The organism is Streptomyces sp. BL1 (assembly GCF_057628045.1).
Map to the genome: position 1 here is coordinate 6,082,501 of NZ_JBXYWZ010000002.1, position 25,935 is coordinate 6,108,435.

General features: G+C 70.8%; 20 protein-coding genes and 2 rRNA genes (1 of these 22 only partly in view). 14 read left to right on the forward strand and 8 right to left on the reverse strand.

Features of this window, described 5'->3' with window-relative positions; genetic code table 11:
- The 4 genes from AC3AGO_RS26720 to AC3AGO_RS26735 all read left to right on the forward strand — a co-directional run.
- Positions 1–2,220 (forward strand): 23S ribosomal RNA (locus tag AC3AGO_RS26720); it begins 902 nt to the left of the window's first position.
- A gap of 118 nt (positions 2,221–2,338) precedes the next feature.
- Positions 2,339–2,455 (forward strand): 5S ribosomal RNA (gene rrf / locus AC3AGO_RS26725).
- 556 nt (positions 2,456–3,011) lie between these two features.
- Positions 3,012–3,683, forward strand: coding sequence for a hypothetical protein (locus tag AC3AGO_RS26730; RefSeq protein WP_487822785.1), 672 nt, complete (start codon positions 3,012–3,014; stop codon positions 3,681–3,683).
- A gap of 5 nt (positions 3,684–3,688) precedes the next feature.
- A complete protein-coding gene (locus AC3AGO_RS26735) occupies positions 3,689–4,432 on the forward strand; it encodes a tetratricopeptide repeat protein (protein ID WP_487824830.1) in 744 nt (247 codons plus the stop codon).
- 169 nt (positions 4,433–4,601) lie between these two features.
- On the opposite strand, the gene AC3AGO_RS26740 is transcribed toward AC3AGO_RS26735, so the two are convergent.
- The 5 genes from AC3AGO_RS26740 to AC3AGO_RS26760 all read right to left on the reverse strand — a co-directional run bounded on the left by AC3AGO_RS26740 (position 4,602) and on the right by AC3AGO_RS26760 (position 11,508).
- Positions 4,602–6,407 (reverse strand): IucA/IucC family protein, encoded by a 1,806-nt coding sequence (locus AC3AGO_RS26740; protein WP_487822786.1) that lies wholly within the window; start codon positions 6,405–6,407, stop codon positions 4,602–4,604.
- A complete protein-coding gene (locus AC3AGO_RS26745) occupies positions 6,404–6,991 on the reverse strand; it encodes a GNAT family N-acetyltransferase (protein ID WP_487822787.1) in 588 nt (195 codons plus the stop codon). Before AC3AGO_RS26745 ends, AC3AGO_RS26740 begins: the two co-directional genes overlap by 4 nt.
- Positions 6,991–8,331, reverse strand: a complete 1,341-nt coding sequence (locus AC3AGO_RS26750; RefSeq protein WP_487822788.1) for a lysine N(6)-hydroxylase/L-ornithine N(5)-oxygenase family protein — start codon at positions 8,329–8,331, stop codon at positions 6,991–6,993. The genes AC3AGO_RS26745 and AC3AGO_RS26750 overlap by 1 nt, the downstream gene beginning before the upstream one ends.
- Before the next feature lie 46 nt (positions 8,332–8,377).
- Positions 8,378–9,880 (reverse strand): pyridoxal phosphate-dependent decarboxylase family protein, encoded by a 1,503-nt coding sequence (locus AC3AGO_RS26755; protein ID WP_487822789.1) that lies wholly within the window; start codon positions 9,878–9,880, stop codon positions 8,378–8,380.
- A gap of 317 nt (positions 9,881–10,197) precedes the next feature.
- Positions 10,198–11,508 carry a DUF1015 family protein gene (locus AC3AGO_RS26760; RefSeq protein ID WP_487822790.1) on the reverse strand — a complete coding sequence of 437 codons (1,311 nt, stop codon included), beginning with the start codon at positions 11,506–11,508 and terminating at the stop codon, positions 10,198–10,200.
- Between the two features lie 135 nt (positions 11,509–11,643).
- On the opposite strand from AC3AGO_RS26760, the gene AC3AGO_RS26765 reads away from it, so the two are divergent.
- Positions 11,644–12,708, forward strand: coding sequence for an HAD hydrolase-like protein (locus AC3AGO_RS26765; RefSeq protein ID WP_487824831.1), 1,065 nt, complete (start codon positions 11,644–11,646; stop codon positions 12,706–12,708).
- 272 nt (positions 12,709–12,980) lie between these two features.
- On the opposite strand, the gene AC3AGO_RS26770 is transcribed toward AC3AGO_RS26765, so the two are convergent.
- On the reverse strand, positions 12,981–13,865 hold the full coding sequence (locus AC3AGO_RS26770; RefSeq protein WP_487822791.1) for a siderophore-interacting protein: 885 nt from the start codon (positions 13,863–13,865) through the stop codon (positions 12,981–12,983).
- 55 nt (positions 13,866–13,920) lie between these two features.
- A complete protein-coding gene (locus tag AC3AGO_RS26775) occupies positions 13,921–14,949 on the reverse strand; it encodes an ABC transporter substrate-binding protein (protein ID WP_487822792.1) in 1,029 nt (342 codons plus the stop codon).
- Between the two features lie 131 nt (positions 14,950–15,080).
- On the opposite strand from AC3AGO_RS26775, the gene AC3AGO_RS26780 reads away from it, so the two are divergent.
- The 7 genes from AC3AGO_RS26780 (at position 15,081) to recN (ending at position 22,423) form a co-directional block, all read left to right on the forward strand.
- Positions 15,081–16,169, forward strand: a complete 1,089-nt coding sequence (locus AC3AGO_RS26780) for a FecCD family ABC transporter permease (RefSeq protein WP_487822793.1) — start codon at positions 15,081–15,083, stop codon at positions 16,167–16,169.
- Positions 16,166–17,203 (forward strand): FecCD family ABC transporter permease, encoded by a 1,038-nt coding sequence (locus AC3AGO_RS26785; RefSeq protein ID WP_487822794.1) that lies wholly within the window; start codon positions 16,166–16,168, stop codon positions 17,201–17,203. The genes AC3AGO_RS26780 and AC3AGO_RS26785 overlap by 4 nt, the downstream gene beginning before the upstream one ends.
- A gap of 83 nt (positions 17,204–17,286) precedes the next feature.
- Positions 17,287–18,108: an ABC transporter ATP-binding protein gene (locus AC3AGO_RS26790; RefSeq protein WP_487824832.1), complete on the forward strand. Its 822-nt coding sequence runs from the start codon at positions 17,287–17,289 to the stop codon at positions 18,106–18,108.
- A gap of 162 nt (positions 18,109–18,270) precedes the next feature.
- On the forward strand, positions 18,271–18,585 hold the full coding sequence (locus AC3AGO_RS26795) for a hypothetical protein (RefSeq protein WP_487822795.1): 315 nt from the start codon (positions 18,271–18,273) through the stop codon (positions 18,583–18,585).
- 6 nt (positions 18,586–18,591) lie between these two features.
- Positions 18,592–19,398, forward strand: coding sequence for a TlyA family RNA methyltransferase (locus AC3AGO_RS26800; protein WP_487822796.1), 807 nt, complete (start codon positions 18,592–18,594; stop codon positions 19,396–19,398).
- A gap of 17 nt (positions 19,399–19,415) precedes the next feature.
- The gene (locus AC3AGO_RS26805) at positions 19,416–20,345 is read left to right on the forward strand and encodes an NAD kinase (RefSeq protein ID WP_487824833.1); all 930 of its coding nucleotides are present in this window, start codon (positions 19,416–19,418) and stop codon (positions 20,343–20,345) included.
- Between the two features lie 320 nt (positions 20,346–20,665).
- Positions 20,666–22,423: a DNA repair protein RecN gene (gene recN / locus AC3AGO_RS26810; RefSeq protein WP_487822797.1), complete on the forward strand. Its 1,758-nt coding sequence runs from the start codon at positions 20,666–20,668 to the stop codon at positions 22,421–22,423.
- Positions 22,424–22,507: 84 nt separating this feature from the next.
- Here recN and AC3AGO_RS26815 read toward each other — a convergent pair whose 3' ends face one another.
- Positions 22,508–23,440 (reverse strand): helix-turn-helix domain-containing protein, encoded by a 933-nt coding sequence (locus tag AC3AGO_RS26815; RefSeq protein ID WP_487822798.1) that lies wholly within the window; start codon positions 23,438–23,440, stop codon positions 22,508–22,510.
- 121 nt (positions 23,441–23,561) lie between these two features.
- Between AC3AGO_RS26815 and AC3AGO_RS26820 the strand changes: the two genes are divergently transcribed.
- Positions 23,562–24,347: an alpha/beta fold hydrolase gene (locus AC3AGO_RS26820; protein WP_487822799.1), complete on the forward strand. Its 786-nt coding sequence runs from the start codon at positions 23,562–23,564 to the stop codon at positions 24,345–24,347.
- Positions 24,348–24,735: 388 nt separating this feature from the next.
- Entirely contained in the window at positions 24,736–25,914 is a 1,179-nt protein-coding gene (locus AC3AGO_RS26825) for a glycosyltransferase family 4 protein (RefSeq protein WP_487822800.1), read from the forward strand.
- Positions 25,915–25,935 lie beyond the last annotated feature (21 nt).

The following is a 25,935-nucleotide window of genomic DNA, read 5'->3' on the forward strand; positions in this document are numbered from 1 at the left end:
CGTGATAGCTGGTTCTCCCCGAAATGCATTTAGGTGCAGCGTCGTGTGTTTCTTGCCGGAGGTAGAGCACTGGATAGGCGATGGGCCCTACCGGGTTACTGACCTTAGCCAAACTCCGAATGCCGGTAAGTGAGAGCGCGGCAGTGAGACTGTGGGGGATAAGCTCCATGGTCGAGAGGGAAACAGCCCAGAGCATCGACTAAGGCCCCTAAGCGTGTGCTAAGTGGGAAAGGATGTGGAGTCGCAGAGACAACCAGGAGGTTGGCTTAGAAGCAGCCATCCTTGAAAGAGTGCGTAATAGCTCACTGGTCAAGTGATTCCGCGCCGATAATGTAGCGGGGCTCAAGTACACCGCCGAAGTCGTGTCATTCCAGCTGAGGCCTAACGGCTGCTGGGATGGGTAGGGGAGCGTCGTGTGCCGGGTGAAGCAGCCGCGGAAGCGAGTTGTGGACGGTATGCGAGTGAGAATGCAGGCATGAGTAGCGATACATACGTGAGAAACGTGTGCGCCGATAGACCAAGGGTTCCTGGGTCAAGCTGATCTGCCCAGGGTAAGTCGGGACCTAAGGCGAGGCCGACAGGCGTAGTCGATGGATAACCGGTTGATATTCCGGTACCCGCTGCACAGCGATCAACATCGAAACAGGCGATGCTAAGTCCGTGAAGTCCCCCTGGATCCTTCGGGTGAAGGGGTGTGGTGGAGCCGACGAACCAGACTTGTAGTAGGTGAGTGATGGGGTGACGCAGGAAGGTAGTCCAGCCCGGGCGGTGGTTGTCCCGGGGTAAGGGTGTAGGGCGTTCGGTAGGTAAATCCGCCGGACTTGTGCCTGAGACCTGATGCCGAGCCGATTGTGGTGAAGTGGATGATCCTATGCTGTCGAGAAAAGCCTCTAGCGAGGTGTGTGGCGGCCCGTACCCTAAACCGACTCAGGTGGTCTGGTAGAGAATACCGAGGCGTTCGGGTGAACTGTGGTTAAGGAACTCGGCAAAATGCCCCCGTAACTTCGGGAGAAGGGGGGCCACGGCTGGTGATGGGACGTGCTCCCTGAGCTGGTGGTGGCCGCAGAGACCAGCGAGAAGCGACTGTTTACTAAAAACACAGGTCCGTGCGAAGCCGTAAGGCGAGGTATACGGACTGACGCCTGCCCGGTGCTGGAACGTTAAGGGGACCGGTTAATCATCTTTCGGGGTGGTGAAGCTGAGAACTTAAGCGCCAGTAAACGGCGGTGGTAACTATAACCATCCTAAGGTAGCGAAATTCCTTGTCGGGTAAGTTCCGACCTGCACGAATGGCGTAACGACTTCTTGACTGTCTCAACCACAGGCCCGGTGAAATTGCACTACGAGTAAAGATGCTCGTTTCGCGCAGCAGGACGGAAAGACCCCGGGACCTTTACTATAGCTTGATATTGGTGTTCGGTTCGGCTTGTGTAGGATAGGTGGGAGACTGTGAACTCCAAGCGCCAGCTTGGGGGGAGTCATTGTTGAAATACCACTCTGGTCGTGCTGGATGTCTAACCCGGGTCCGTGATCCGGATCGGGGACAGTGTCTGGTGGGTAGTTTAACTGGGGCGGTTGCCTCCCAAAGAGTAACGGAGGCGCCCAAAGGTTCCCTCAGCCTGGTTGGTCATCAGGTGGTGAGTGTAAGTGCACAAGGGAGCTTGACTGTGAGACTGACGGGTCGAGCAGGGACGAAAGTCGGGACTAGTGATCCGGCGGTGGCTTGTGGAAGCGCCGTCGCTCAACGGATAAAAGGTACCCCGGGGATAACAGGCTGATCTTCCCCAAGAGTCCATATCGACGGGATGGTTTGGCACCTCGATGTCGGCTCGTCGCATCCTGGGGCTGGAGTCGGTCCCAAGGGTTGGGCTGTTCGCCCATTAAAGCGGTACGCGAGCTGGGTTTAGAACGTCGTGAGACAGTTCGGTCCCTATCCGCTGCGCGCGTAGGAGTCTTGAGAAGGGCTGTCCCTAGTACGAGAGGACCGGGACGGACGGACCTCTGGTGTGCCAGTTGTTCTGCCAAGGGCATGGCTGGTTGGCTACGTTCGGGAGGGATAACCGCTGAAAGCATCTAAGCGGGAAGCCTGCTTCGAGATGAGGACTCCCACCCCCTTTGAGGGGTTAAGGCTCCCGGGAGATTACCGGGTTGATAGGCCGGATCTGGAAGCCCAGTAATGGGTGGAGGTGACCGGTACTAATAGGCCGAGGGCTTGTCCATAGCTGCTTGCGTCCACTGTGTAGTGTCTGAGACAACAACCGTCTTCTAAATGAAGAGTGTGCTTGTTCGCTTGACTCTGGAGTCGCCTCCCGAAAGGTGAGGCACTCTTGATGAGAGTTTCGGTGGTCATAGCGTGAGGGAAACGCCCGGTTACATTTCGAACCCGGAAGCTAAGCCTTTCAGCGCCGATGGTACTGCATGCGGGAGCGTGTGGGAGAGTAGGACGCCGCCGAACAATCTTTAGGCCCTGGGCCCAGCGTGCATGCGCTGGGCCCGGGGCTTTTTTGTTGCGCCCCTTTGTGCGAGCGCGCCGTATGTGCGGCTGCGCGAGAATGATGTGCGGTAACCCCCGCAGACAGGAGTCACGTCGATGTCCCCCAACTCACCCGACGACCGCGACCGCGGCAAGGACCGCGAGCGGCCCGAGCGCCGGCCCCGTCAGTTCGAGGGCCGCAGGGACGACGACCGACGCGGGGAGCGCCGTGACGACCGCGACCGCGGTGGCCGTGACAGCGGCGGAGCGTCGCGTGGGCCGCGTCGGGAAGATGAGCGGGGAGGCCGCCGGCCGTACGGGCAGGGTGGTGACCGTGACCGTTCCCGTGACGACCGCCCTTCGGGTGGTAGCCGGGACCGACGTGATGACCGTCCCTCCGGTGGTAGCCGGGACCGTCGTGACGAGCGGCCGTCGCGTGATGACCGGCCGTCTTTTGGGCGGGGTCCGCGGCGGGATGATGACCGTTCGCGTGGGCCGCGTCGCGATGACCGGCCCTCGGGCGGCAACCGTGACCGGCGTGACGACCGTCCTTCGGGCGGCAACCGCGATCGGCGTGATGAGCGGCCGTCTCGTGATGACCGCGACCGTGGCGGCCGTGACAGCGGCGGACCGTCGCGTGGGCCGCGTCGGGAAGACGAGCGGGGTGGCCGCCGGTCGTACGGGCAGAGTGGCGACCGTCCCACTGGGGGCAACCGTGACCGGCGCGATGACCGTCCCTCGGGCGGCAGCCGTGACCGGCGGGACGACCGGCGTGATGACCGGTTCTCGGGTGGTAACCGGGACCGTCGTGATGAGCGGCCGTCTCGTGATGACCGTGGGCGCGATGAGCGGCCGCGTGGGCCGCGTCGGGACGATGAGCGGGGTGGCCGGCGGCCGTACGGGCAGGCCGGCGACCGGCGCGATGACCGTCCCTCCGGTGGTGACCGGGACCGGCGTGATGAGCGGCCGTCTCGTGATGACCGGCCGTCCTACGGGCGGGACCGGCGCGATGACCGTGGGCGGGACGACCGGCCGCGTGGGCCGCGTCGGGATGACGACCGGCGTGGGGGCGGGGGCTTCCGTGACCGTGACCGGGACCGGCAGGGCGGCGGCGACCGCCGTGGCGGCGGGTTCGGACGTGGCCCGCGGGACGACCGGGGCCGTGGTCCGCGGCGTGACGACCGTGTGCAGCAGGACCGGCCGCCGCTGAAGCGGCTGCCGATCGACGAGGACATCGTCGGCGACGAGATCGACAAGGCCGTGAAGCAGGAGCTGATGAGCCTGCCGAAGACCCTTGCCGAGGATGTCGCGAAGAACCTGGTGATGGTCGCCCGCATGCTCGACGAGGACCCCGAACGGGCCTACGGGTACGCGAAGATCGCGCACCGGCTGGCGTCGCGGGTGCCGTCCGTGCGGGAGGCCATGGGCTTCGCCGCGTACGCGTCGGAGAAGTACGCGGAGGCGCTGGCGGAGTTCCGTGCGGCGCGTCGGATGACGGGGCTGCAGCACCTGTGGCCCGTCATGGCGGACTGTGAGCGCGGCATGGGCCGGCCGGAGAAGGCCCTCGCGATGGCGGGCGAGCCCGAGGTGCAGAAGCTCGACAAGGCGGGGCAGGTCGAGATGCGGCTGGTCGCCGCGGGCGCCCGGCGTGACATGGGGCAGGCCGAGGCCGCCGTGGTGACGCTGCAGAGCCCCGAGTTGGCGTCCGGTTCCGTTCAGCCGTGGAGTGCGCGGCTGCGGTACGCGTACGCGGACGTGCTGCTTGAGGTCGGGCGCGAGGATGAGGCGCGCGAGTGGTTCGCGAAGGCGTTGGAGGCGGATCAGAGCGGGACGACGGATGCGTCGGATCGGTTGGCCGAGTTGGATGGGGTGGAGTTTCTGGACGCGCTTGATCCTGACGAGGTCGAGGACGACGCGGAGGGCGCGGAGCGTTCTGAGGGGTCGCAGCAGGACGGCTGACGCTCCTTGGGGCTGCGCCCCGGGCCTCGTGAGTGTTCGGGGCGCTGTCGCTTGGGGGTGCGGTCCGTTGTGCCCACCCGTTCCGCCCCTTGGGCGGACCAGCTGCCCACAAGTGGTGGGGGCGGGAACCCGGTTCGGGTTCCCGCCCCCACTTTTTTGTGGCGTGGTGTTACGGCTTGAAGCGGGATATGGGGTTTTGGAGGTCGCCTATGAGCTGGAGGGCTCCGGCCGGGTCCTGGAGGTCCACCATCTGCTTGTTGTTGCGCAGCTGGAGCCTGTTGAGCGCGGACAGGGCGAAGGATTCGGCGAACATGTCGTACCGCTCGAAGCGTTCGGCCAGGTGCGGTGCCGACTTCTGGTAGTCCTTCACGCAGTCGGCGACGGTCGACCAGAACGTGTCCTCGTCCAGGTCGATGGTGCTGTCCGTGGTGAGGATGGCGCTGAGGAAGCGCAGGAAGCAGTCGAAGACGTCCGTGAAGAGGGAGAGGATCTTCATGTCCTCGGGGACCTCGGCGCGGATCCGCTCGACCTCGTCGGGGAGTTCGGCGGTGTCGTTCATGACCGCGATCTCCTCGGCGATGTCCTTGAACACCGAGCGGCGCGGTACGCCGTTCTCGTCGAGGACGAGGATGACGTTCTCGCCGTGCGGCATGAACACCAGGTCGTACTCGTAGAACGAGTGCAGCAGCGGCGTCAGGTACGTCTCGAGGTAGCGGCGGAGCCACACCTCGGGGCTGAGCCGGGACTGGCGGATGAGGGCCGCGGCGAAGGAGCCGCCCTCGTGGTCGGTGTGCAGCAGGGAGGCCATGGTGGCCAGGCGTTCACCCCGCTCGACGCGGGGGACGGGGCTCTCGCGCCAGAGTGCGGCGAGCATTTTCAGGTACGGGGAGCCCTTGGGGGCCGCGGCCTCGTAGTGCGGCGGGTGGTAGCCGATGGCGGCGCGTTCGCGGAGGATCTGGAGCCCGGACTCGCGCAGCACGCTGTCGCGTTCGACGAGGTCGGCCAGCCAGTCGTTGATGGCCGGGGTGGCCTTCATGTACTCGGCGGAGAGGCCGCGGACGAAGCCCATGTTGAGGACGGACAGTGCCGTCTTCACGTAGTGCTTCGCGGGGTTGGAGGCGTTGAAGAAGGTGCGGATGGACTGCTGGGCCACGTGGTCGTCGTCGCCGTGTCCGAGGCAGACGAGGTAGCGCTGGGCGACCTCGGCGGAGAAGGTGACGGACAGCTTGTTCCACCACTGCCAGGGGTGCACCGGCACCAGGTAGTAGTCGTCCAGCTCCAGGCCGAGCTCGGCGAGGGCGGCGGAGAAGCGGCGCAGGGTGGTGCCGGACAGCTCGGACAGCAGCAGTTTGTCGTAGCTGAAGTCGGAGCAGGCCGTGAACGTCGCGCGGCTGCGGTGTGCGGCGATCCACAACAGGCGTACGGGGGCGCCGGCTTCGGGCGCGTACTGGCGGTACTCGGCGATGTCGAAGCCGAGGCGGCCGTTGTTGGCGACGAAGCAGGGGTGGCCCTCGGTCATCCCCGACTCGATCTCCTGGAAGCCGGAGCGGGCGAGCGTGTCGGCTCCGACCTGCGGCTGGGAGAGTTTGAAGGCGGTGCTGGAGAGGGTGGAGCTGATCTCCTCCAGGTAGACCGGGAGGATCTCCTCGCTCAGCCCGAGGGTGTCGCGCAGCTCGGTGATGAAGTCGAGGGCGTCGAGGGGGAGTTCGCGGCCCTCACGGACGCGTACGAGGCTGTCCGTGTCGATCTGCCAGTGGTCGAGGGCGAGGACGTTGGCCGTGAAGCGGTATTCGACGGAGTCGTCGTCGGAGCGTACGACGTACCGGGCGTCCTCCTTGGGCAGCTGCTCGGGGGAGAGCAGGCGCTCGTGGGTGAACTCGGCGAGTGCTTTGCGTATGAGCTGCCGGTTGGCCTGTGCCCATCGCTCCGGGGTGAGGTGGGCGACGGCTTCGGCGGGGCTGGGAGTGCGTGTCATGAGGTCGCCCCTCCTCGGGACGCTCCGGACTGCCGGAATTGTTCGCGGGTGCAGAAGCTGAGGTAGGCGTCCTTCTCGGGCTTCGCGAGTGTGCGCTCGATCTGGAAGCCGACTGCCTTGTTGAGGGCGTGCACGCCGGTGTTGCGGACGTCCGGTTCGACGACGGCGCGCTGTACGGCGGGGTCGTCGAAGAGGAACTCCATCACCGTGGTGATCACTGCGAGGGTGAAGCCGTGCACGGGGTTGTCGGTGGGCGCGCACAGGAAGTGCATGCCGATGTCGCCGGGCTGCGCCTCGTACAGGCCCTTGAGTTCGACGTGCGCCGGGTCGTAGCGCTCGACGAGGAAGGCCGGCCGGCCGTTGTGCAGGCCGATGAAGGCGTCGTGGTGTTCGGCGGCGGCGATGCCCATGAACTCGCGCTCGACGTCCGGCAGGGACGCGTCCTGCAGCAGGTAGAACGCGGACTTGGGGTCGGTGACCCAGCCGTGCAGCATTTTCGCGTCGGCGATGGGCGCGAGGGGGCGGAGCGCGAACTCGCCGAGGAGTTCGTCGGTCCGGGAGAAGAGGGGGGTGTCGGGTGACATCAGCGGGAGACCTCCGTGCCCGGGGCCGCGAAGTGCTGGAAGGCGATGGACTGTTCGACGGGGTAGTACTCGCGGCCGAGCAGTTCGCGGATGATGCAGGAGTTGCGGTAGGCGGCCATGCCCAGGTCGGGGGTGACGAAGCCGTGGGTGTGCAGTTCCGCGTTCTGTACGTAGATGCCCTTGCCGGTCACGTCGACGCTGTAGTCGCGGCGGGCGGCGAAGCGGCCCTGCTCGTCCCACTCGATGCGGTCGGTGACGGGGTCGAGGAACTCCGGGGTGCGGTAGCGGTATCCGGTGGCGAGGACCAGGCCCTGGGTGCCGAGGGAGTAGTCGTGCTTCTGCTCCTCCTGGCGCAGCTCCAGGGTGTACCGGCCGGTGCTCTCGTCGTACGAGGCGCCGGTGAGCGCGGTGTTGGTCATCAGCTGCGTGGGGCAGGCGCCGTCGCCGCGCTTCTGCGACAGCATGTTCTTCTGGTAGAGCAGGTCGAAGATGCCGTCGATCAGCTCGGTGTTGATGCCCTTGTAGAGGTTCTTCTGGGAGGCGTTGAGCTGGTCGCGGGTGGCCTGCGGGAGGGAGTGGAAGTAGTCCACGTACTCCGGCGAGGTCATCTCCAGCGTCAGCTTGGTGTATTCCAGGGGGAAGAACCGCGGGGAGCGGGTGACCCAGTTGAGCTCGTAGCCGTGTGCGTCGATGTCCTGCAGCAGGTCGTAGTAGATCTCCGCGGCGCTCTGCCCGCTGCCGACGATCGTGATGGAGTCCTTCTCCTGGAGTGCGGCCTTGCCGTCCAGGTAGCCGGAGTTGTGCAGCAGGTCGCCGCCGAGGTTCTGGCAGGACTCGGGGATGTACGCCGGGGTGCCGGTGCCGAGGACCAGTTTCCGCGTGCGGTAGACGCGCTGTTCGCCGGCCGCGGTGTCGTCGGCGGTGACGGTGTACAGCTCGTCGTTCTCGTCGAAGTCGACGCGGGTGACGCGGTGCTGGAAGCGGAGGGAGGAGAGTTTGCCGGCCGCCCACTGGCAGTAGTCGTTGTACTCGGCGCGCAGCGGATAGAAGCTCTCGCGGATGTAGAACGAGTACAGCCTGCCCTGTTCCTTCAGGTAGTTGAGGAAGGAGTACGGGGAGGTGGGGTCGGCGAGGGTGACGAGGTCGGACATGAACGGCGTCTGGAGGGTGCTGTCCTCCAGGAGCATTCCCGGGTGCCAGTTGAAGCCCGGCTTGTCGTCCAGGAAGAGGCCGTCGAGTTCGCCGACCGGTTCGGTCAGGCAGGCGAGGCCGAGGTTGAAGGGGCCCAGTCCGATGGCTATGAAGTCGTGGACTTTCGAGGCGTCGTGAGGGGTGGTCACGTGAATACTCCGGGTATCCGTGGGTGTGGGGGAGCTGCGCTGCGGGTCAGGCGGCGGCTTCGGCCGTGTCGTCGGCGGCGCCCTGGAGTTCGGTCGTCCGGCGTCCCGCGTGTTCGGCGATCAGGTCGAGCACGGCGGAGATGTCGTCGAGGGTGGTCTCCGGGTTGAGCAGGGTGAACTTCAGGTAGTGCCTGCCGTCCACCTTGGTGCCGGCGACGATGGCGTCCCCGGAGGCGAACAGGGCCTCGCGGGCGTACAGGTTGACCTTGTCGGTCAGCGAGGAGTCGGCCGAGGGCGGCAGGTAGCGGAACACGAGGGTGCTCAGCTGCGGTTCGGTGACGACCTCGAAGCGCGGGTCGGCGGCGAGGATCTTCCAGGCGTCCGCTGCGCGGTCCACGACCTCGTCGAAGAGTTCGCCGATGCCGTCGGCGCCCATGATGCGCAGGGTCATCCAGAGCTTCAGCGCGTCGAACCGGCGCGTGGTCTGGAGCGACTTGTCGACCTGGTTGGGGATGCGCTTTCTGGCCATCCGCTCCGGGTTGAGGTAGTCGGCGTGGTACGTGACGTGGCGCATGGTGCGTTCGTCGCGTACGAGCACGGCGCTGGAACTGACGGGCTGGAAGAAGGACTTGTGGTAGTCCACGGTCACCGAGTCGGACCGTTCGATTCCGGCCAGCATGTGGCGCCGGCCGGTGACGAGGAGTCCGCAGCCGTAGGCGGCGTCCACGTGCATCCAGGTGCCGGCCTTCTCGCACTGGTCGGCGATCTCGGGCAGCGGGTCGATGCTGCCGAAGTCGGTGGTGCCCGCGGTGGCGACGACGGCCATCACGACCAGGTCCTCGCGTTCGCAGCGGGCGAGTTCGGCGGCGAGCGCGTCGGTGCGCATCCTGCGGTTCTCGTCGCAGGGCACGGAGATGACGGCTTCCGCGCCGAGGCCCAGCAGGGTCGCGGACTTCTCGATGCTGAAGTGGCTGCACTCGGAGGTGAGGATGCGCAGCCGCGGCAGGATCTCGGGCTTGCGCAGCTCGGTCTCGGAGTTCTTCTGTACGAGGCGGCAGGCTTCGTCCCGGGCCAGGAGCAGGGCCTGGAGATTCGACTGCGAGCCGCCGCTGGTGAAGATGCCGTCCGCCGCGGTGCCCAGGCCGATGCGCTCGGCCGTCCAGTCGATGAGCCGGCGCTCGATGAGGGTGCCGCCGGCGCTCTGGTCCCAGGTGTCGAGGGACGAGTTGACGGCGGACAGTACGGCCTCGCCCAGCACGGCGGGTATGACCACCGGGCAGTTGAGGTGGGCGAGGTAGCGCGGGTGGTGGAAGTAGACGGCGTCGCGGAGGTAGACGTCTTCGAGTTCGTCGAGAGCGGCCTGCGGGTCTGCGAGGGGCTGCTCCAGGTCGATCGCGGAGACGGTGGGGCCGAGCCCCTCCGGTGTCGCTCCCGTGAACGGACGGTCGGTGCGGGCGAGTTTGTCCGCCACGCGGTCGACGCCGTCGGTGAGGGAGCGCCGGTAGTGCTCCGCTGTCCTGTCGTTGAGCAGGTGAGACCTGCTGCTCATGAACGTCCTCCCTGACACGGACCTCGGCAACACCACGCGGGACTGCGTGGTGAGGTAAGGCTACCCTAACCTAGCGCTCGTGAGGGGGGAGCCGGGAGGGGGTCAAGTGGAGCCGCGGGGCGCGGAAATGAAGCGGAACGTCCGGTTTCGTCGCCGCCCGGCGGCGACCGGTATGAGGCTTGACACGCCATGGGGCGCATGACAGACGGGCTTCGGGCACAGGACAGCCGAGCCTGTCGCGCGGGGCGGGGGAGCCGGGCGGAGACGGCAGACGGTCCCGGTACGCGCGTGACGCACTGGCGCCCGGCAGATGCCCGTCAGCTGTCAAGTGTGCGCAGGACAAGTCCTGTTGCGGGCTTCGGCCCGAACGAGGTGGACTTGCGCGGCATCGTCACACCGCGCTCGGCGAGCTCCCGTACGTTCTCCTCGCGCACCGGGCGCATCAGCACCGCCGTACCGCCGTGGTGCGCCGCCTGCTCGACCGCCGCGTCGGCCTCGTGGATGTAGCCGATGTCCGACGGGTGGTCAGGGACCCGCAACACGTCGTCCAGCAGCGCCGCGTGGAGCACCGTCGCGTCCAGCTGCCGCCACGCCTCGGGGCGTTGCGGGTCGACCGTACGGTCCAGCAGCGCGCGGTCCGGCCGGTCGAGCAGATGGAAGGTGCCGTCCCCCTCGGTGAGCAGGAAGGCGTTGCCGGCGGTGCGCTCCAGCTCGTCGAGCGCCAGAGGGAGCGTGGCGTGCAGCGTACGGACGCGGAACGCGCCCTGCTCCGCGATGGTGTCCACGGCGCGCTTCGCCGGAATGCGGGGCAGCACGCGGTGGATGGCCTGCACCCGGAGGGGATAGCGGGCCGTGTCGACGAGCAGCACCAGCCCGTAGTCCCAGGGGGAGCCGCCGCCGAGAGGGGAGTCCGCGGGCCGCGCGGGTGTGTCCCCGGGCTGCGCGCCGCGCTCGCCGCGCAGCCGCAGATACGTCGCCCAGCGGTGGTGCCCGTCGGCGATGAGCGCGCGCCGGCAGGACAAGTCGGCGTCGGCCTCGGCCAGTTCCGCCGGATCCGTCACCGCCCACAGCCGGTGCGAGAAGCCGTCCTCCGTCGTCGTCGACAGCAGCGGCGGCCGGTGCACGGCGCGTTCGATGACGCCGGTGGCGCCCGCTGCGGCGCCGGTACCGCGGTACGAGAGCAGCAGCGGCTCGGGCTGCGCCGCGGCGGCACGCATCAGCGCGGCGCGGTCCTCCACGACCTCGGGTATCACGTCCTCGTGCGGCAGGACGACGCCGTCCTCCGGAGGCGACAGGCGCAGCGCGCCGATGAGGCCGCGCTGCAGCAACTCGCCCTTGCGCTGCTCGTACACGTACAGCGCCGGCTGCTCGTCCTCCGCGAGTACCCCCTCGGCACGCCAGCGGCCGAGCGTCTCGGCGGCCTGCCGGTGCCGGGTCGCCGGGTCGGCGGCCTGCGGCAGGATCAGCCGCACGATGTTGTACGGGTCGGCGGTCTCCAAGTGGTGCAGCCCGTCCGGCCGGACGACCACGTCGTACGGCGGTGACATCACCGCGGCGAGCGTCCCCACCCGTTCGGGGACATATCGCAGCCCGCGGAAGGGCGTGAGGCGGAGGCCGTCGGCGGTCATGCCCCGATGCTATGCCGCCAGGGCCTGCCGGAGGGAACGGGGCACGGGGAGCGCGGGGGAGCGGCGGCGCGGCACCCCGGGTGCGGGATGATCGGGGGGAGGGGGACGCAGGACGTGCGACGAGAGCGAGAGACGATGCAGCAGGGCAGCACGGGGTTCCGCACCCGTCCGGACGGCAGTGAGCGCGCGCTGAGCGAGGCGTACGACACAGCGCTGCTGGACCTGGACGGGGTGGTGTACGCGGGCGGTGACGCCGTGCCGCACGCGGTCGAGTCGCTGGAGTCGGCGCGCGACGGCGGCATGCGGCTGGCGTACGTGACGAACAACGCGGCCCGTACGCCGGACACCGTCGCGGACCATCTGACGCGGCTGGGCGTGCCCGCGGGGCCCGACGACGTGATCACCTCGGCGCAGGCCGTCTCCCGGCTCGTCGCCGAGCAGGTGCCCGAGGGCGCGCCGGTGCTGTGCGTGGGCGGCGAGGGGCTGCGGGTCGCCCTCGGTGAACGCGGGCTGCGCGTCGTCGAGTCGGCCGACGACGGCCCCGCCGCGGTCGTACAGGGCTACGGCGGACCCGAACTCGTGTGGGGGCGGCTGGCGGAGGCGGCGCTCGCCGTGCAGCGCGGCGCGCTGTGGTTCGCCTCCAACACGGACCTGACCATCCCCAGCGGCCGCGGCATCGCCCCCGGGAACGGGGCGGCCGTCGAGGTCGTGCGGATCGCCACACGGTGGATGCGGGAGGCGCCCGAACCACAGGTGGCGGGCAAGCCGTTGCCGCCGATGCACCGGGAGACCGTGCTGCGCACCGGGGCGGAGCGGCCGCTGGTCGTCGGCGACCGGCTCGACACGGACATCGAGGGGGCGTACGCGGGGGGCGTCGACTCGCTGCTCGTGCTGACCGGGGTCACCGACGCGGCGCAACTCCTCGCGGCGGAGGGGCGGTTCCGGCCGACGTATGTGGGGCGGGACCTGCGGGATCTGCTGCGGGGGCAGCCGGAGGTGTGGGCCGCGGGGGCGGGGTTCACCTGCGGGGGCTGGACGGCTTCCGCCGGGGACGGCGTGCTTGAACTGTCCGGCTCGGGGGAGGGGTTGGATCCGTTGGACGGGTTGCGGGCGCTTTGTGGGGCGGCGTGGAGTGTGGCGCCCTTCGGCGGGGCGTGTGGGCTTGATGCGGGGAAGGCTTTGGCGCGGCTGGGGCTTTGAGGGGCTGCGCCCCTGGGCCCCGTTTTGCGCTGTTCCCCGCGCCCCTTGGGGTGCCCCTGACCCGCCCCTTCCCGGAACCGGGGGCACCCCGGACCCCGTTCCGGGGCTGCGCCCCTGGACCCCCGCTTGCGCAGTTCCCCGCGCCCCTTATGGGGGGTGGAGGTGTCGTGGGTTCAACAGGCCTGTGCCCCCGGCTTGTTGGCCGGGGGCACAGGTTCAGGGCCGCCCCGCGCGGAAGAGACGGACAGGACGGGGCGGACCTGGTCGGGGGGTCAGTTGCCGGAGACGGCTTCTTCTACGAGCTGTTCCTCGGTGGCGCCCAGGCGCCAGTAGCCCGTGAACTTCACGGCCTTGCGGTCGAATCCGCGCTCGCGCACCAGGTGCCGGCGGAGCGACTTCACCGTGCCGGCCTCGCCCGCGATCCACGCGTACGGGGTGCCCCCGGGGAAGGCCGCGGAGGCGACCGAGCCGAGGACCGCGTCCGTACGGTGCCCGTCGAAGTTGTCGCGCACCAGCCAGGTGATGTCCGCGTCGGCGAGGGTCGGGAGGTCCTGCAGGTCGTCGGCGTGCGGGACTTCGATCCACACCTTGGCGTGCGTGCCGGGCGGCAGCCACGACAGGATTCCGGCGATCGCCGGCAGCGCCGTCTCGTCGCCGCTCAGCAGCACCCAGTCGGTGCCCTCCGGCGGGCGGAAGTCCACGCCGCCGTTGTTCTCGATGACCGGGCCGAGCAGTTTGACCCGGTCACCGGGCTGTGCGGCGGCCGCCCAGCGGGAGGCCGGGCCCGCGGGCGGGCCGGCCGTGGCGCCCGTACCGTGCAGGACGAAGTCGATGTCCAACTCCTCGTCCGGCACCCGGCGCTGCTCGCGCACCGTGTACGAGCGCATGATGCCCCGCACCGCGGGATCCATGGCGCGCCACTGCGTGAACCACTCGTTGCCGGCCTCGGTCGGCACCACCGGGACCTCCTGGCCCGGGTGCGGCAGGAACAACTTGAAGCGCTGGTCGCGGCCGCCGGAGGCGAAGTCCCTGAGCCGTTCGCCGCCGAAGGTGACGCGCAGCATGCTCGGGCCCAGTTTCCGGGTACGTACGACGTGCAGGTCGAAGAACTCGAACGGGACGGCGGGTGCGGGTGCTTCGGGGGCTGCGGTGCTCATGAGGGCTCCTCCCGGTGGTGCGTGCCCTGGCGGATGGGGGGTGGGGTGTGGCGTGTCAGCCGGTCTTCTTGGCGTCCTCGATCGCCTTCGCCAGCCGCTCCAGGAGCGGGGCCGTGCCCGCGTAGGAGAAGATCGGCTCCGGGTTCCACGGGGTGACCTGGTCCGCCTTGACGGCGGGCAGATCGCTCCAGGACGGCTTGGATTTCAGCTGCGGGGGCTGCAGGCCCTGCGTGCGGTTGTCCAGCATGATGACGTCGGCCTTGTACTTGTCGGCGTTCTCCCAGCTGAGCTCCTCGAAGAAGCCCTGCTTGCTGACCTTCTTCGGCTTCACGAACTCGACGCCGAGCTCCTTGAAGTAGCGCAGGTCGGCGTTCATGTCGGGGTCGGAGACGTACATCAGGTCCGGGTAGCCGGAAGCGGCCAGCACCTTGATGCCGCCGCTCGCCTTCGCGGCCTTGCGCAGCCGCTCCGAAGCGTCCTCGAAACGCTTCTTGGCGTCCTTGACCTTCTTCGCCTTCACGTCCGCGCCCAGGGACTCGGCCAGTTCCTCGAAGCGCTTGATGGGCTCCAGCATCGAGACCTTGGCGACGTTCAGCGCGATGCTGGGGGCCAGCTTGAGGATCTTCGACTTGCTCTCGTCCGGCACGTACCACAGCACGTTCGGCTCGAACATGTTCGTGATCAGCACATCGGGACGGGCCTTGGCGTACTTCTCGATGTCGAACTCGCCGTACGCGTTGCCGATGATCTCCAGCCGGTCGACGGGCAGATCGCCCGCCAGCACGTCCGGCTTGCCGTTCTTCTTCTTGGTCGGCCCGAACACGCCCACTATCTGCTTGTCGACACCGTAGTCGTAGAGTGCGGCCGCGGAGCCGACGTACGCGACGATGCGCTTCGGTTCGGCGTCCAGGCCCACCTTCTTCTTACGGTCGTCGGTGAAGGACCAGGCACCGCCCTGGCCGGACCCGGAGCCCGAACCGCCGTTGCTGCCGCAGGCGGAGAGCAGCGCGCCGATACCGACGACACCGCCGGCGGTGAGCACACCGCGGCGGGTGAGGCGGGAGGACGCGGACGAGTTGGGCATGACAGAGCCTTCTCTCACGGGTTCTACGGGGCGGGCCTGGGCCCTCATTCGTGGTTAGGTTAACCTAACCAAAGTCGTTGTTGTCCAGTGGCCGGGGCGTTTCGTCGCCGGCCTCCGACCGGAGCCCGTACGTGACTCTCATCAAGTCCCCACAGGCAGAAGGGGGTTCGGCGGCCGGACGGTCAGGACCGTCGTCCGGAACCGCAGCGCCGCCGGGCGCCGGCGGCGCCGGGCGCATCGCGCTGCGTACCGCCGGCCTGCTCGCCGCCCTCCTGCTTCTGCTGCTCATATGCGTGCTCAGCCTTGCCGTGGGAGCACGGCAACTGTCCTTCGGCGAGGCCTGGCAGGGCCTCGTCGACAGTGGTTCCTCCGCCTACACCGTCGTGCACGAGATGCGGCTGCCCCGCACCCTGCTCGGGCTGCTGGCCGGCGTGGCGCTCGGGCTCGCCGGCGGTGTGATGCAGGCGCTCACCCGCAACCCGCTCGCCGATCCAGGGCTGATGGGCATCAACGCCGGTGCCGCCGCGGCCGTCGTGACCGCCATCTCCTTCTTCGGGATCGCCTCCTACAACGGCTACATCGCCTTCGCCTTCCTCGGCGCCGCCTTCGTCTCGGCGCTGGTGTACGTGGTCGGCGGCGGACGCGGCGCCACCCCGGCACGTCTCGCGCTGGCCGGCACCGCGCTGAACGCCGCGCTCATCAGTTACGTCAACGCCGTACAGCTGCTGGACACCGCGTCCCTGGACCGGATGCGGTTCTGGACGGTCGGCTCCCTGGCGCGGGCGAACGACGGCACGGTGCTCAAGGCGGTGCCGTTCATCGCCGCCGGTGTGCTGCTGTCCCTCGCGCTCGCGCGGCCGCTCAACGCCCTCGCGCTGGGCGACGACGCCGCCCGCGCCCTCGGGTCGCGGCCGGCCGTGACGCGGGCCGCCGCCATCGTGGCGGTCACGCTGCTGTGCGGCGCCGCCACCGCGGCCTGCGGGCCGATCGTGTTCGTCGGCCTGATGGTGCCGCACATGGTGCGCTCGCTGACCGGTCCCGACCAGCGCTGGATGCTGCCGTACTGTGCGGTGCTCGCGCCGGTGCTGATGCTCGCCGCCGACGTTCTCGGACGCGTGCTGGGACGGCCTGCCGAACTGCAGGTCGGCATCGTCACGGCTGTGCTCGGCGGACCGTTCTTCCTGTACTTCGTGCGGCGGCGGAGGGTGGCCCAGGCATGAGTGTCATACGTACGGAAGCGGCCGGAGGGCTGTCGGTCTCCTTCCGCCCGCGTGCCCTCGCGGCCGGCGGCGTCTGTCTGGCGGCCGCGCTCGTGCTCGCCGTGTTCGCCATCGGCAGCGGTGAATACCCCATGTCGCCCGCGGACGTTGTGCGCACCCTCACCGGACAGGGCAACCCCGCCGACGCGTTCATCGTCAACGAGCTGCGGCTGCCCCGCGTCGTCACGGCGCTGCTCGTCGGCGCGGCCCTCGCACTGGGCGGCGCGGTCTTCCAGGCCGTCGTCCGCAACCCGCTGGGCAGCCCCGACGTGCTGGGCTTCACCAACGGCGCCGCGACCGGCGCCCTCACCGCCATCGTCGTCGGAGGCGGCGGCGCGGCGGCGCTTGCGGGCGGCGCGGTCATCGGCGGACTGGTCACCGGAGTGCTCGTCTACGCGCTGGCGTGGCGTCAGGGAGTGCACGGATACCGGCTGGTGCTCGTCGGCATCGGCTTCGCCGCGATCCTCACCGGCATCAACGGCTATCTGCTGACACGCGCTCAGATCACCGAAGCGGGCCGTGCGGTGCTGTGGATGACCGGCAGCCTCAACGGCCGCGGCTGGGGCGACGTCATGCCGCTCGTCGGCGCGATGGCGGTGCTCGTGCCGCTGGTCATGCTGGGCTGCGCGCGGGCCCTGCGGATGATGGAGATGGGCGACGACGCCGCGTACGCGCTGGGCGTCCGCGTCGAGCGCGTACGGATGACGCTGCTGGCGGCCGCCGTGCTGCTCGTCTCGCTGGCGGCGGCCGCGGCAGGACCGGTGGCCTTCGTGGCGCTGACCGCACCGCAGTTGGCGCGCAGGCTGACCCGGTCGCCGGGTCCGAACCTGCTGAGTTCCATGTGCATGGGCTCCGTCCTGCTGGTCGCCGCCGACCTCACGGGACAGCGGCTGTTCGGCGGGCACGAGCTGCCCGTCGGTGTCATCACCGGCGTGCTGGGCGGCGGTTATCTGGTGTGGCTGCTGGCCACCGAGCGCAGGGCGGGACGGATATGAGTGCTGCTTCTTCCAATGGGTCGTCTTCCAACAGTGGGCCGTCTTCCAATTCGAGTGGTGCGGGTGTGAACGTGAAGGACGGAATGCAGGACGCCGCCGACGGGACGGACGCGGCACGGCTGACGGGGCAGGGGCTCACCCTCGCCTACGACCAGCGGACCATCTCGCAGGGTCTGGACGTCGCCGTACCGGACAAGTCGTTCACCGTCGTCGTCGGGCCCAACGCCTGCGGCAAGTCGACACTGCTGCGCGCCCTGTCCCGGATGCTGAAGCCGAAGCAGGGCTCCGTACTGCTGGACGGCTCCGACATCGGCGGCATGCCCGCCAAGAAACTCGCCCGCACCCTGGGGCTGCTGCCGCAGTCCTCCATCGCGCCGGACGGCATCACGGTCGCCGACCTCGTCGCCCGCGGCCGCTACCCGCACCAGGGACTGCTGCGGCAGTGGTCCCGCGACGACGAGCGGATCGTCCGCGAGTCCATGGAGTCCACCGGCATCGAGCAGCTCGGCGACCGTTTTGTCGACGAACTGTCCGGCGGCCAGCGGCAGCGGGTGTGGATCGCCATGGCCCTGGCCCAGGAGACGCCGCTGCTGCTGCTGGACGAGCCGACGACGTACCTCGACATCGCGCACCAGATGGAGGTGCTCGACCTGTGCGCCCGGCTGCACGAGGAGCAGGGGCGGACGCTGGTCGCCGTGCTGCACGACCTGAACCAGGCCGCGCGGTACGCCACCCACCTGATCGCCATGCGGGACGGCGACATCGTCGCCGAGGGGCCGCCGGGCGACATCGTCACGGCCGAACTCGTCGAGAAGGTCTTCGGGATGCCGTGCCGCGTCATCGAGGACCCCGAGGCGGGCACGCCGCTCGTCGTCCCCGCGGCCAGGACCGGCGCGGCGCGCTGAACGGTCCGTACGGCCCGCGCCCCGCGCCCCGTACGGCCTGTGCTCCGCGCCCGTACGTCCTGTGAGCTCCGTGTCCCGTACGGCCTGTGAGCCGTGCCCCGGGCGGGTGCGCCCGCCCCGGGGCACGCCTGTCCGGGGCGCGCGGCGCGGTAGCGTCGAGTCATGAGCGAGGAGACGGCCGCGGAGGAACCCGCGGCGCGGGACGGCGACGAGACGGTGCCCGACGGTGACGGGACGCCGCCCGCCGGCGAGCCGGAGCCCGACGGTGACGGAGCGGCCCTGGACGACGGCGACGGACCGCAGCCCCTCGGGGTCGGCGTCGAGCCCACCGGGCACGGGGCCGTCGACGCTGGGCTGCGGCGGCTGGAGGACGCGGACCACCTCGCTGTCTCCGGGCACACCGAGGTGTACGAAGATGTGCACCGCGGCCTCCGCGACACGCTGGCCGCCCTCGATCGACCTTCCCCCCGGAGTTGAAGAACTGTGGCACGACGCCGACTCGACGCCGAGCTGGTGCGCCGGAACCTGGCCCGCTCCCGTGAGCACGCCGGCCAACTGATCGCCGCGGGGCGGGTGACGGTCGGCGGCAACCCCGCGAGCAAGTCCGCCACCCAGGTGGAGACCAGCGCGGCGCTCGTCGTCCGAGAGGACGACGGCGACCCCGACTACGTGTCCCGCGGCGGGCACAAACTCGCCGGTGCGCTGGAGGCGTTCGCGCCCCTCGGACTGAAGACCGAGGGACGGCGGGCCCTCGACGCCGGCGCGTCCACCGGAGGCTTCACCGACGTACTGCTGCGCTCCGGCGCCGCCCACGTCGTCGCCGTCGACGTCGGCTACGGACAGCTGGCCTGGTCACTCCAGAGTGACGACAGGGTCACCGTCAAGGACCGTACGAACGTACGGGAGTTGACGCTCGACGGCATCGGCGGCGAACCGGTCGACATCATCGTGGGCGACCTGTCGTTCATCCCGCTCGGCCTGGTGCTGCCCGCGCTGGTGCGCTGCGCGGCACCCGAGGCCGACCTGGTGCTGATGGTCAAGCCGCAGTTCGAGGTCGGCAAGGAACGGCTCGGCAGCGGCGGCGTCGTCCGCAGCGCGCAGCTGCGCGCCGAAGCCGTACGGGCCGTGGCGGCGCAGGCCGCCACGCACGGACTCGGCGCGCTCGGGGTGACGGCCAGCCCGCTGCCCGGACCGTCCGGCAACGTCGAGTACTTTCTGTGGCTGCGCGCCGGGGCGCCCGACCTCGACCCGGCGGACGTCGAGCGAGCAGTGGCGGAGGGGCCGAAGTGACCACACACAGGGGCGACCTGGACGGCAGGGGCGGCCAGGACGACGCGCGCGGCCAGGAGGAACGCACCGTCTTCCTCCTCGCGCACACCGGCAGGCAGGCCGCCGTACGCAGCGCCGAACTCGTCGTACAGGGGCTGGTGCGCTGCGGCATCGGCGTGCGGGTGCTGGACGAGGAGGCCGTCGACCTGCCGCTCCCGCAGAGCGTGCGGACGGTGGCCGCCACCCCCGACGCGGCGGAGGGCTGCGAACTCCTCGTCGTCCTCGGCGGGGACGGCACCCTGCTGCGCGGCGCCGAGTTCGCCCGCGCCTCCGGCGTGCCGATGCTCGGCGTCAACCTCGGCCGGATCGGCTTCCTCGCCGAGGCCGAGCGGGACGACCTGGACAAGGTCGTGGACCGCGTCGTCACCCGCGAGTACGAGGTCGAGGAGCGGATGACGCTCGATGTGCTGGTCCGCGAGGACGGGCACATCGTGCACCGCGGCTGGGCCATGAACGAGGCCTCCGTGGAGAAGGCGTCCCGCGAGCGGATGCTGGAGGTCGTCACCGAGGTCGACGGCCGCCCCGTCACCCGCTTCGGCGGCGACGGCGTGGTCTGCGCGACCCCCACCGGGTCGACCGCGTACGCCTTCTCGGCCGGCGGGCCCGTCGTGTGGCCCGAGGTCGAGGCGCTGCTGATGGTGCCCATCAGCGCGCACGCGCTGTTCGCCAAGCCGCTGGTGACCGCTCCGGACTCGGTCCTCGCCGTCGAGGTGCAGCAGCAGACGCCGAACGGTGTCATCTGGTGCGACGGCCGGCGCAGCGCCGAACTGCCCGCGGGCGCGCGGGTCGAGGTACGGCGCGGCAGCGTGCCCGTACGGCTCGCCCGGCTGCACCACGCGTCGTTCACGGACCGGCTGGTCGCGAAGTTCGCCCTGCCGGTGGCCGGCTGGCGCGGCGCCCCCGACTGACAGCCTGACGGCCGGACTGTACGCAGTCGGCCCTGCACGCCTGGCCTTTCAGGCGGCCGGACTGTACGCCGCCCGCCCGGCGGACCGGCCGGACAGTACGCCGTTCCACCCGGTGTGCGGGCCGTACGGTGCGCCGTTGTCCCGTCTGCCGGGCCGCACGGTGCGCTGCCTTCTGGTGTGCCGGTCCGCCGGCACGCCGTACGGGGCGGCCGTGACGCTGTCTCGCTTGTGGCGGTTTCCGGCCCCCGGCGGGCCACGTGTGCAGGGACGATTCCGTATCGAAGCGGACCAGGGGTGGGGACGGGCGCGCAGAACCTCGTATGGTCGTATCCGTGTTGGAGGAGATGCGGATCAGAGCCCTGGGCGTGATCGATGACGCCGTCGTCGAGCTGTCGCCCGGCTTCACCGCGGTGACCGGCGAGACCGGAGCCGGTAAGACCATGGTCGTCACCAGCCTCGGCCTGCTGCTCGGCGGCCGCGCCGACGCCGCCCTCGTACGGGTCGGCGCGAAGGCGGCGGTGGTCGAGGGGCGCATCGTCGTCCCCCCGGAGTCGCCCGCCGCCGTACGTGCCGAGGAGGCCGGAGCCGAACTCGACGACGGCGCGCTGCTCATCAGCCGTACCGTCTCGGCGGAGGGCCGCTCCCGCGCGCACGTCGGCGGCCGCTCGGCGCCCGTCGGACTGCTGGGGGAGCTGAGCGACGAGCTCGTCGCGGTGCACGGACAGACCGACCAGCAAGGGCTGCTGCGCCCCGCGCGGCAGCGGCAGGCACTCGACCGGTACGCGGGCGAGGCCGTCGCCACGCCCCTCGCCGCGTACACAGATGTCTATCAGCGGCTGCGCGCCGTATCGCGCGAACTGGAGGAGATCACCACCCGCGCGCGGGAGCGCGCTCAGGAAGCGGACCGGCTGCGGTTCGGCATCGACGAGGTCGCCGCCGCCGAACCACAGGCAGGCGAGGACACCGAACTCGCCGCCGAGGCCGAGAAGCTGGGCCACGCCGAGGCCCTGGCGTCCGCGGCGACCACCGCGCACGGCGCCCTGGCGGGCGACCCCGCGGACCCGGAGGGCGTCGACGCGGTGACTCTCGTCGGCGGTGCGCACCGCGCGCTGGAAGCCGTACGGCAGCACGACCCCGCACTGGCCGGACTGGCCGAACGGCTCGGCGAAGTGTCCATCCTGCTGTCCGACGTCGCGGGCGAACTGGCGGGCTACGCCGACAATCTGGACGCCGACCCGCTGCGCCTCGCTGCCGTCGAGGAACGGCGCGCCACGCTGGGCGCACTCATCCGCAAGTACGGCAGCGACGCGGAGGAGCCCGGCGCCGAGGCCGTGCTCACCTGGGCCGAGCAGAGCGCGGCCCGGCTGCTGGAGCTGGAGGGCGACGACGAGCGGATCGGCGAGCTCACCGAGGAGCGGGACACCCTGCGCACCGAACTCGGCGCGCTGGCCGGACAGCTGACGGACGCGCGTACGGACGCGGCGAAGCGCTTCGCCGACGCCGTCACCGACGAGCTCGCCGAACTCGCCATGCCGCACGCGCGCGTGTCCTTCGACCTGAAGCACACCGAGGACCCCGAAGGACTCGACGTGCAGGGCCGTACGCTCGCCTTCGGTCCGCACGGGACGGACGAGGTCGAACTGCTGCTCGCCCCGCACCCCGGGGCGCAGCCGCGGCCCATCGCCAAGGGCGCGTCCGGCGGTGAACTGTCCCGCGTCATGCTGGCCGTCGAGGTCGTGTTCGCGGGCGCCGACCCGGTGCCGACGTACCTCTTCGACGAGGTGGACGCCGGTGTCGGCGGCAAGGCCGCCGTCGAGGTCGGCAGGCGTCTCGCGCGGCTCGCCAAGTCCGCGCAGGTCGTGGTCGTCACGCACCTGCCGCAGGTGGCCGCCTTCGCCGACCGGCACCTCGTCGTCGAGAAGACCCACGACGGCTCCGTGACCCGCAGCGGCGTGCAGGTGATGGAGGGCGAGGACCGGGTGCGCGAACTGTCCCGGATGCTCGCCGGGCAGGAGGACTCGGACCTCGCACGGGCCCACGCGGAGGAACTCCTGGAGGCCGCCCGCGCGGCGTCTTGAGCAGAGCCCAGTCTGAACGGAACGCAGTCCGAACGGGACGCGGCCGGGCGGGCTGTCGTCCGTACCGGCGCGGCGGCGGTCCGGTCAGGCGGCCTCCCGGACCGCCCGGGTCTTGAGGGCGGTGCGCAGCCAGCCGTCGATGGCGCCCGCGGTCGGCTCCGGGGGCGCGGACGGCGTGGCGGACAGCCCGTTCAGCTCGCCGAGGAGCTCCCAGTAGCGGCGGGCGACCGGGACCGTGTCCTTCCTGAACGCGTCGTCGAGCCGGCGGCGGAAGGCGGGGCTGTCCTGTTCGCCGCGGGAGCGGGCGTAGGCGGAGACGTAACAGTCGAGCGCCTCGCTCCCGTACGGGGCGCGGCCCGCCCGCAGGTCCGGCGCGGCCAGCTCGTACGCCTCGACGAGACCGTCGTAGAGCAGCTCCGGGCGGCAGCCGTCCCCGGCGGGCCCGAGCGCCACGGGCGGGGTGGGCCGGGTGGTGCGGCTCCCGTCGGTGACGAGGGCGTGCATCCGCGCGAAGACCAGCACCTGCTCGGGGGACGGATCCGCGGGCGGCTGCGGGACCGCCGAGTCGAGGAGGACGGCGACCAGCCGGGCCGGGATCCGCGGCGGCATCGTCCGCCGCCAGAAACGTGCCATCGCGTCCGTGCCGGGCGGGGTGCCCATGGCACCGATCAGGCGCAGCCGGTCGGCGCGTTCCCCCTCGGAGCAGTCCCGCAGCAGCCGCAGGGACGCCTCCCGCCAGCGCAGCGCGGTCAGTTGGGAACCGAGCTCCCGCAACTGCCCCGCGATGGCGTCCTCCAGCGCGTCGTCCCGGCCGAGCGCCCGGCCCACCTCCGGGACCGGCAGATCCAGCTCCCGCAGCGAACGGATCAGCCGGAGCCGGTCGACGGCCTCCGGCCCGTACCGGCGGTGTCCTCCCACGCTGCGCGCCGCCTCGGGCAGCAGGCCGCTGTCGGAGTAGAAGCGGACGGTCTTCACGGTGGCGCCCGCGCGCTCGGCGAGCTCCCCGATGCTCAGCATGCCGTCGGACACCGTGAACCTCCGGACACTTGAACCTCCCTCAGGGGGAGTTCCTACGGTACCGGCGACCGCGGACGGCTCACCGAGCCGTCCGTACGGACCGGCACACGAGGAGGCGGCCATGACGGCGTACGTACTGGTATCGGGGGGCTACACCGGCGGCTGGGTGTGGCCGGAGGTGAGCGGCCGGCTGCGGGAGGCGTACCCGGCGACGCTCACCGGCATGGGGGACCGCCGTCATCTGGCGGGCCCCGAAACGGACTTGGACACCCACATCGAGGACCTGGTCCAGCTCATCGACCACATCGACGAGCCGGACGTGGTCGTCGTCGGCCACTGTTACGGCATCTACCCCTCGGTGGGCGCCGTCGACCGGCGCGCCGAACGCGTCACCCGGCTCGTCTATTTGGACGCGCCCCTGCCGCAAAACGACTTGTCGATGCTCGGCCAGGTCCGTGAGCAGATGCCCCAAGGGGCGGTCCGCGAACGGATACTGGGCCAGGCGGCGGACGCCGAGGACGGCTGGAAGGTGCGGCCACCGACCGCCGGGGAGTGGCAGACCTGGGGCAACACGGCGGGCGTCCCCGCAGACGCGCTCGACCGGCTCGCGCGGCTCTCCGCGCCGCAGCCGCTGGGCACGTTCACCCGGCCACTGCGGCTGACCGGGGCGGGCTCCAAGGTGCCCATGAGTGGCATCTTCTGCACCGTCGGCGGGACGATGAACATCGCCGCGCTCGAAGCGCTGGTGGCCGCCGGCGACCCGCGCGTCCAGGCGCTGACCGACCCCCGGAACGGCTTCTTCGACCTGGCCACCGGGCACTGGCCGATGTTCTCCGCGCCCGGCGACCTGACCGGGATGCTGCTGCGCGCCGCGGCGGGGGAGGGGCACCGGCTGGCGGCGGGCTGACGCCGGGCGGCTGACGGGGGCGGGCAGTCGGGAGCGCGGCGCGTCCGCCTGTCACGGGGGGGAACGGGCGGGCGCGACAGCGGGGGCGTGGCGGCGGTGCGTGGCGCGGGACGGGTGCGGGTTGGGGTGCGGGGCGTGCCCGAAGCGGGAGTGCGTCGTTGTCCCACCGGTGGGTGGGCCGTGCCCACACGCCCGTGCGGGGTACGCACACGCCGGCCCGTACGCGGCCGGAACCGGCCCGTGCGCCGGGCCGGGGCACCGGTGCGGGGCGCGGCGACGGTGCCCCGGAACACCGTACGGGCGGCCTGTGCCCGTACCATCCGCCCCGTGGGCACCGTGCGCGGTGCCCCGTACCATCTCCGCCCCGCCACCCAGGAGTTCGACCGCTGTGAGCCGCCGTCCGACCCCGTCGCCCCCGCCGCCCGCCGGCCGGGCGCTGCCGCACACCGTGCAGGTCGTCGGCGGTGCGGCGGCCCCCGGGGCGAGCACCGTGGCGCACGTACGGTCGCTGTCCGCGGGACTGGTGGCGCGCGGACTGCGGGTCACCGTGTGCGGGCCGTGCGACCCGCAGCAGCGTGCGGGATTCACCGCCGGCGGGGCGCACTTCGCGCCCGCGCCGGCACGCGCCGAACCCGAGGCGGTCGCCGCCCTGCGGCGGGTGTGCGCCGACGCCGACCTCGTCCACGCGCACGGGCTGCGTGCGGCGCTCCTGGCCGGGCTCGCCCTGGGGTGGGGCCGGCGCCGCGTACCGCTCGTCGTCACCTGGCACACGCGTGGCACGGCTCAAGGCAGCGGCCCGCGCGGGCAGTTGGCGCGGCTGCTGGAGCGGCGCGTCGCGCGCTCCAGCGACGTGCTGCTCGGCGCCACCACCGACCTGGTCGAACGGGCGCGGCGGCGCGGTGCGCGCGACGCGCGGCTGGCGCCCGTCGCGACGGGCAGGCCGTACGGTGACGGGGACGCGCCCACCGGTACGGCGCCCCTGCCGGACGGGGAGCGGCTGCGGCACAAGGCCCGCGCCGAACTCGGCGCCGTGGGCCGCCCGCTGGTCTTCTCCGTCGGCCGCCTCGACGCCCACCACGGGTACGGTGCGGTCCTCACCGCGGCCCGCGCCTGGCGGCACCTGGACCCCGCGCCGCTGCTCGCCGTCGCCGGCGAGGGCCCCGAACGGGCCGCGCTCCAGCGGCGCATCGACGACGAAGCGCTGCCCGTACGGCTGCTGGGGCGCCGCGACGACGCGTTCCGGCTGCTGCCGGGCGCGGACATCGCGCTGCTCAGCACCCGCTGGGAGGGGCGCTCCCTGTTCGCCCAGGAGGCGCTGCACGCGGGCGTGCCGCTCGTCGCCACGGCGGTGGGCGGGGTGCCCGAACTGGTCGGCGACGGCGCGCGATTGATCCCGTGGGGCGACGCGGACGCCCTCGCGGGGGCGGTCGGCGGGCTCCTCGCGGACCCGGCCCGCCGCGTGGCGCTCAGCGCGGCGGGGCACGCGCGGACGGCCCGCTGGCCGACGGAGGCCGACACGGTCACCCAGATCCTCAGCATCTACGACGAACTGACAACCCTCCGCTGACGCGCCCCGCGCCCCGCGCCC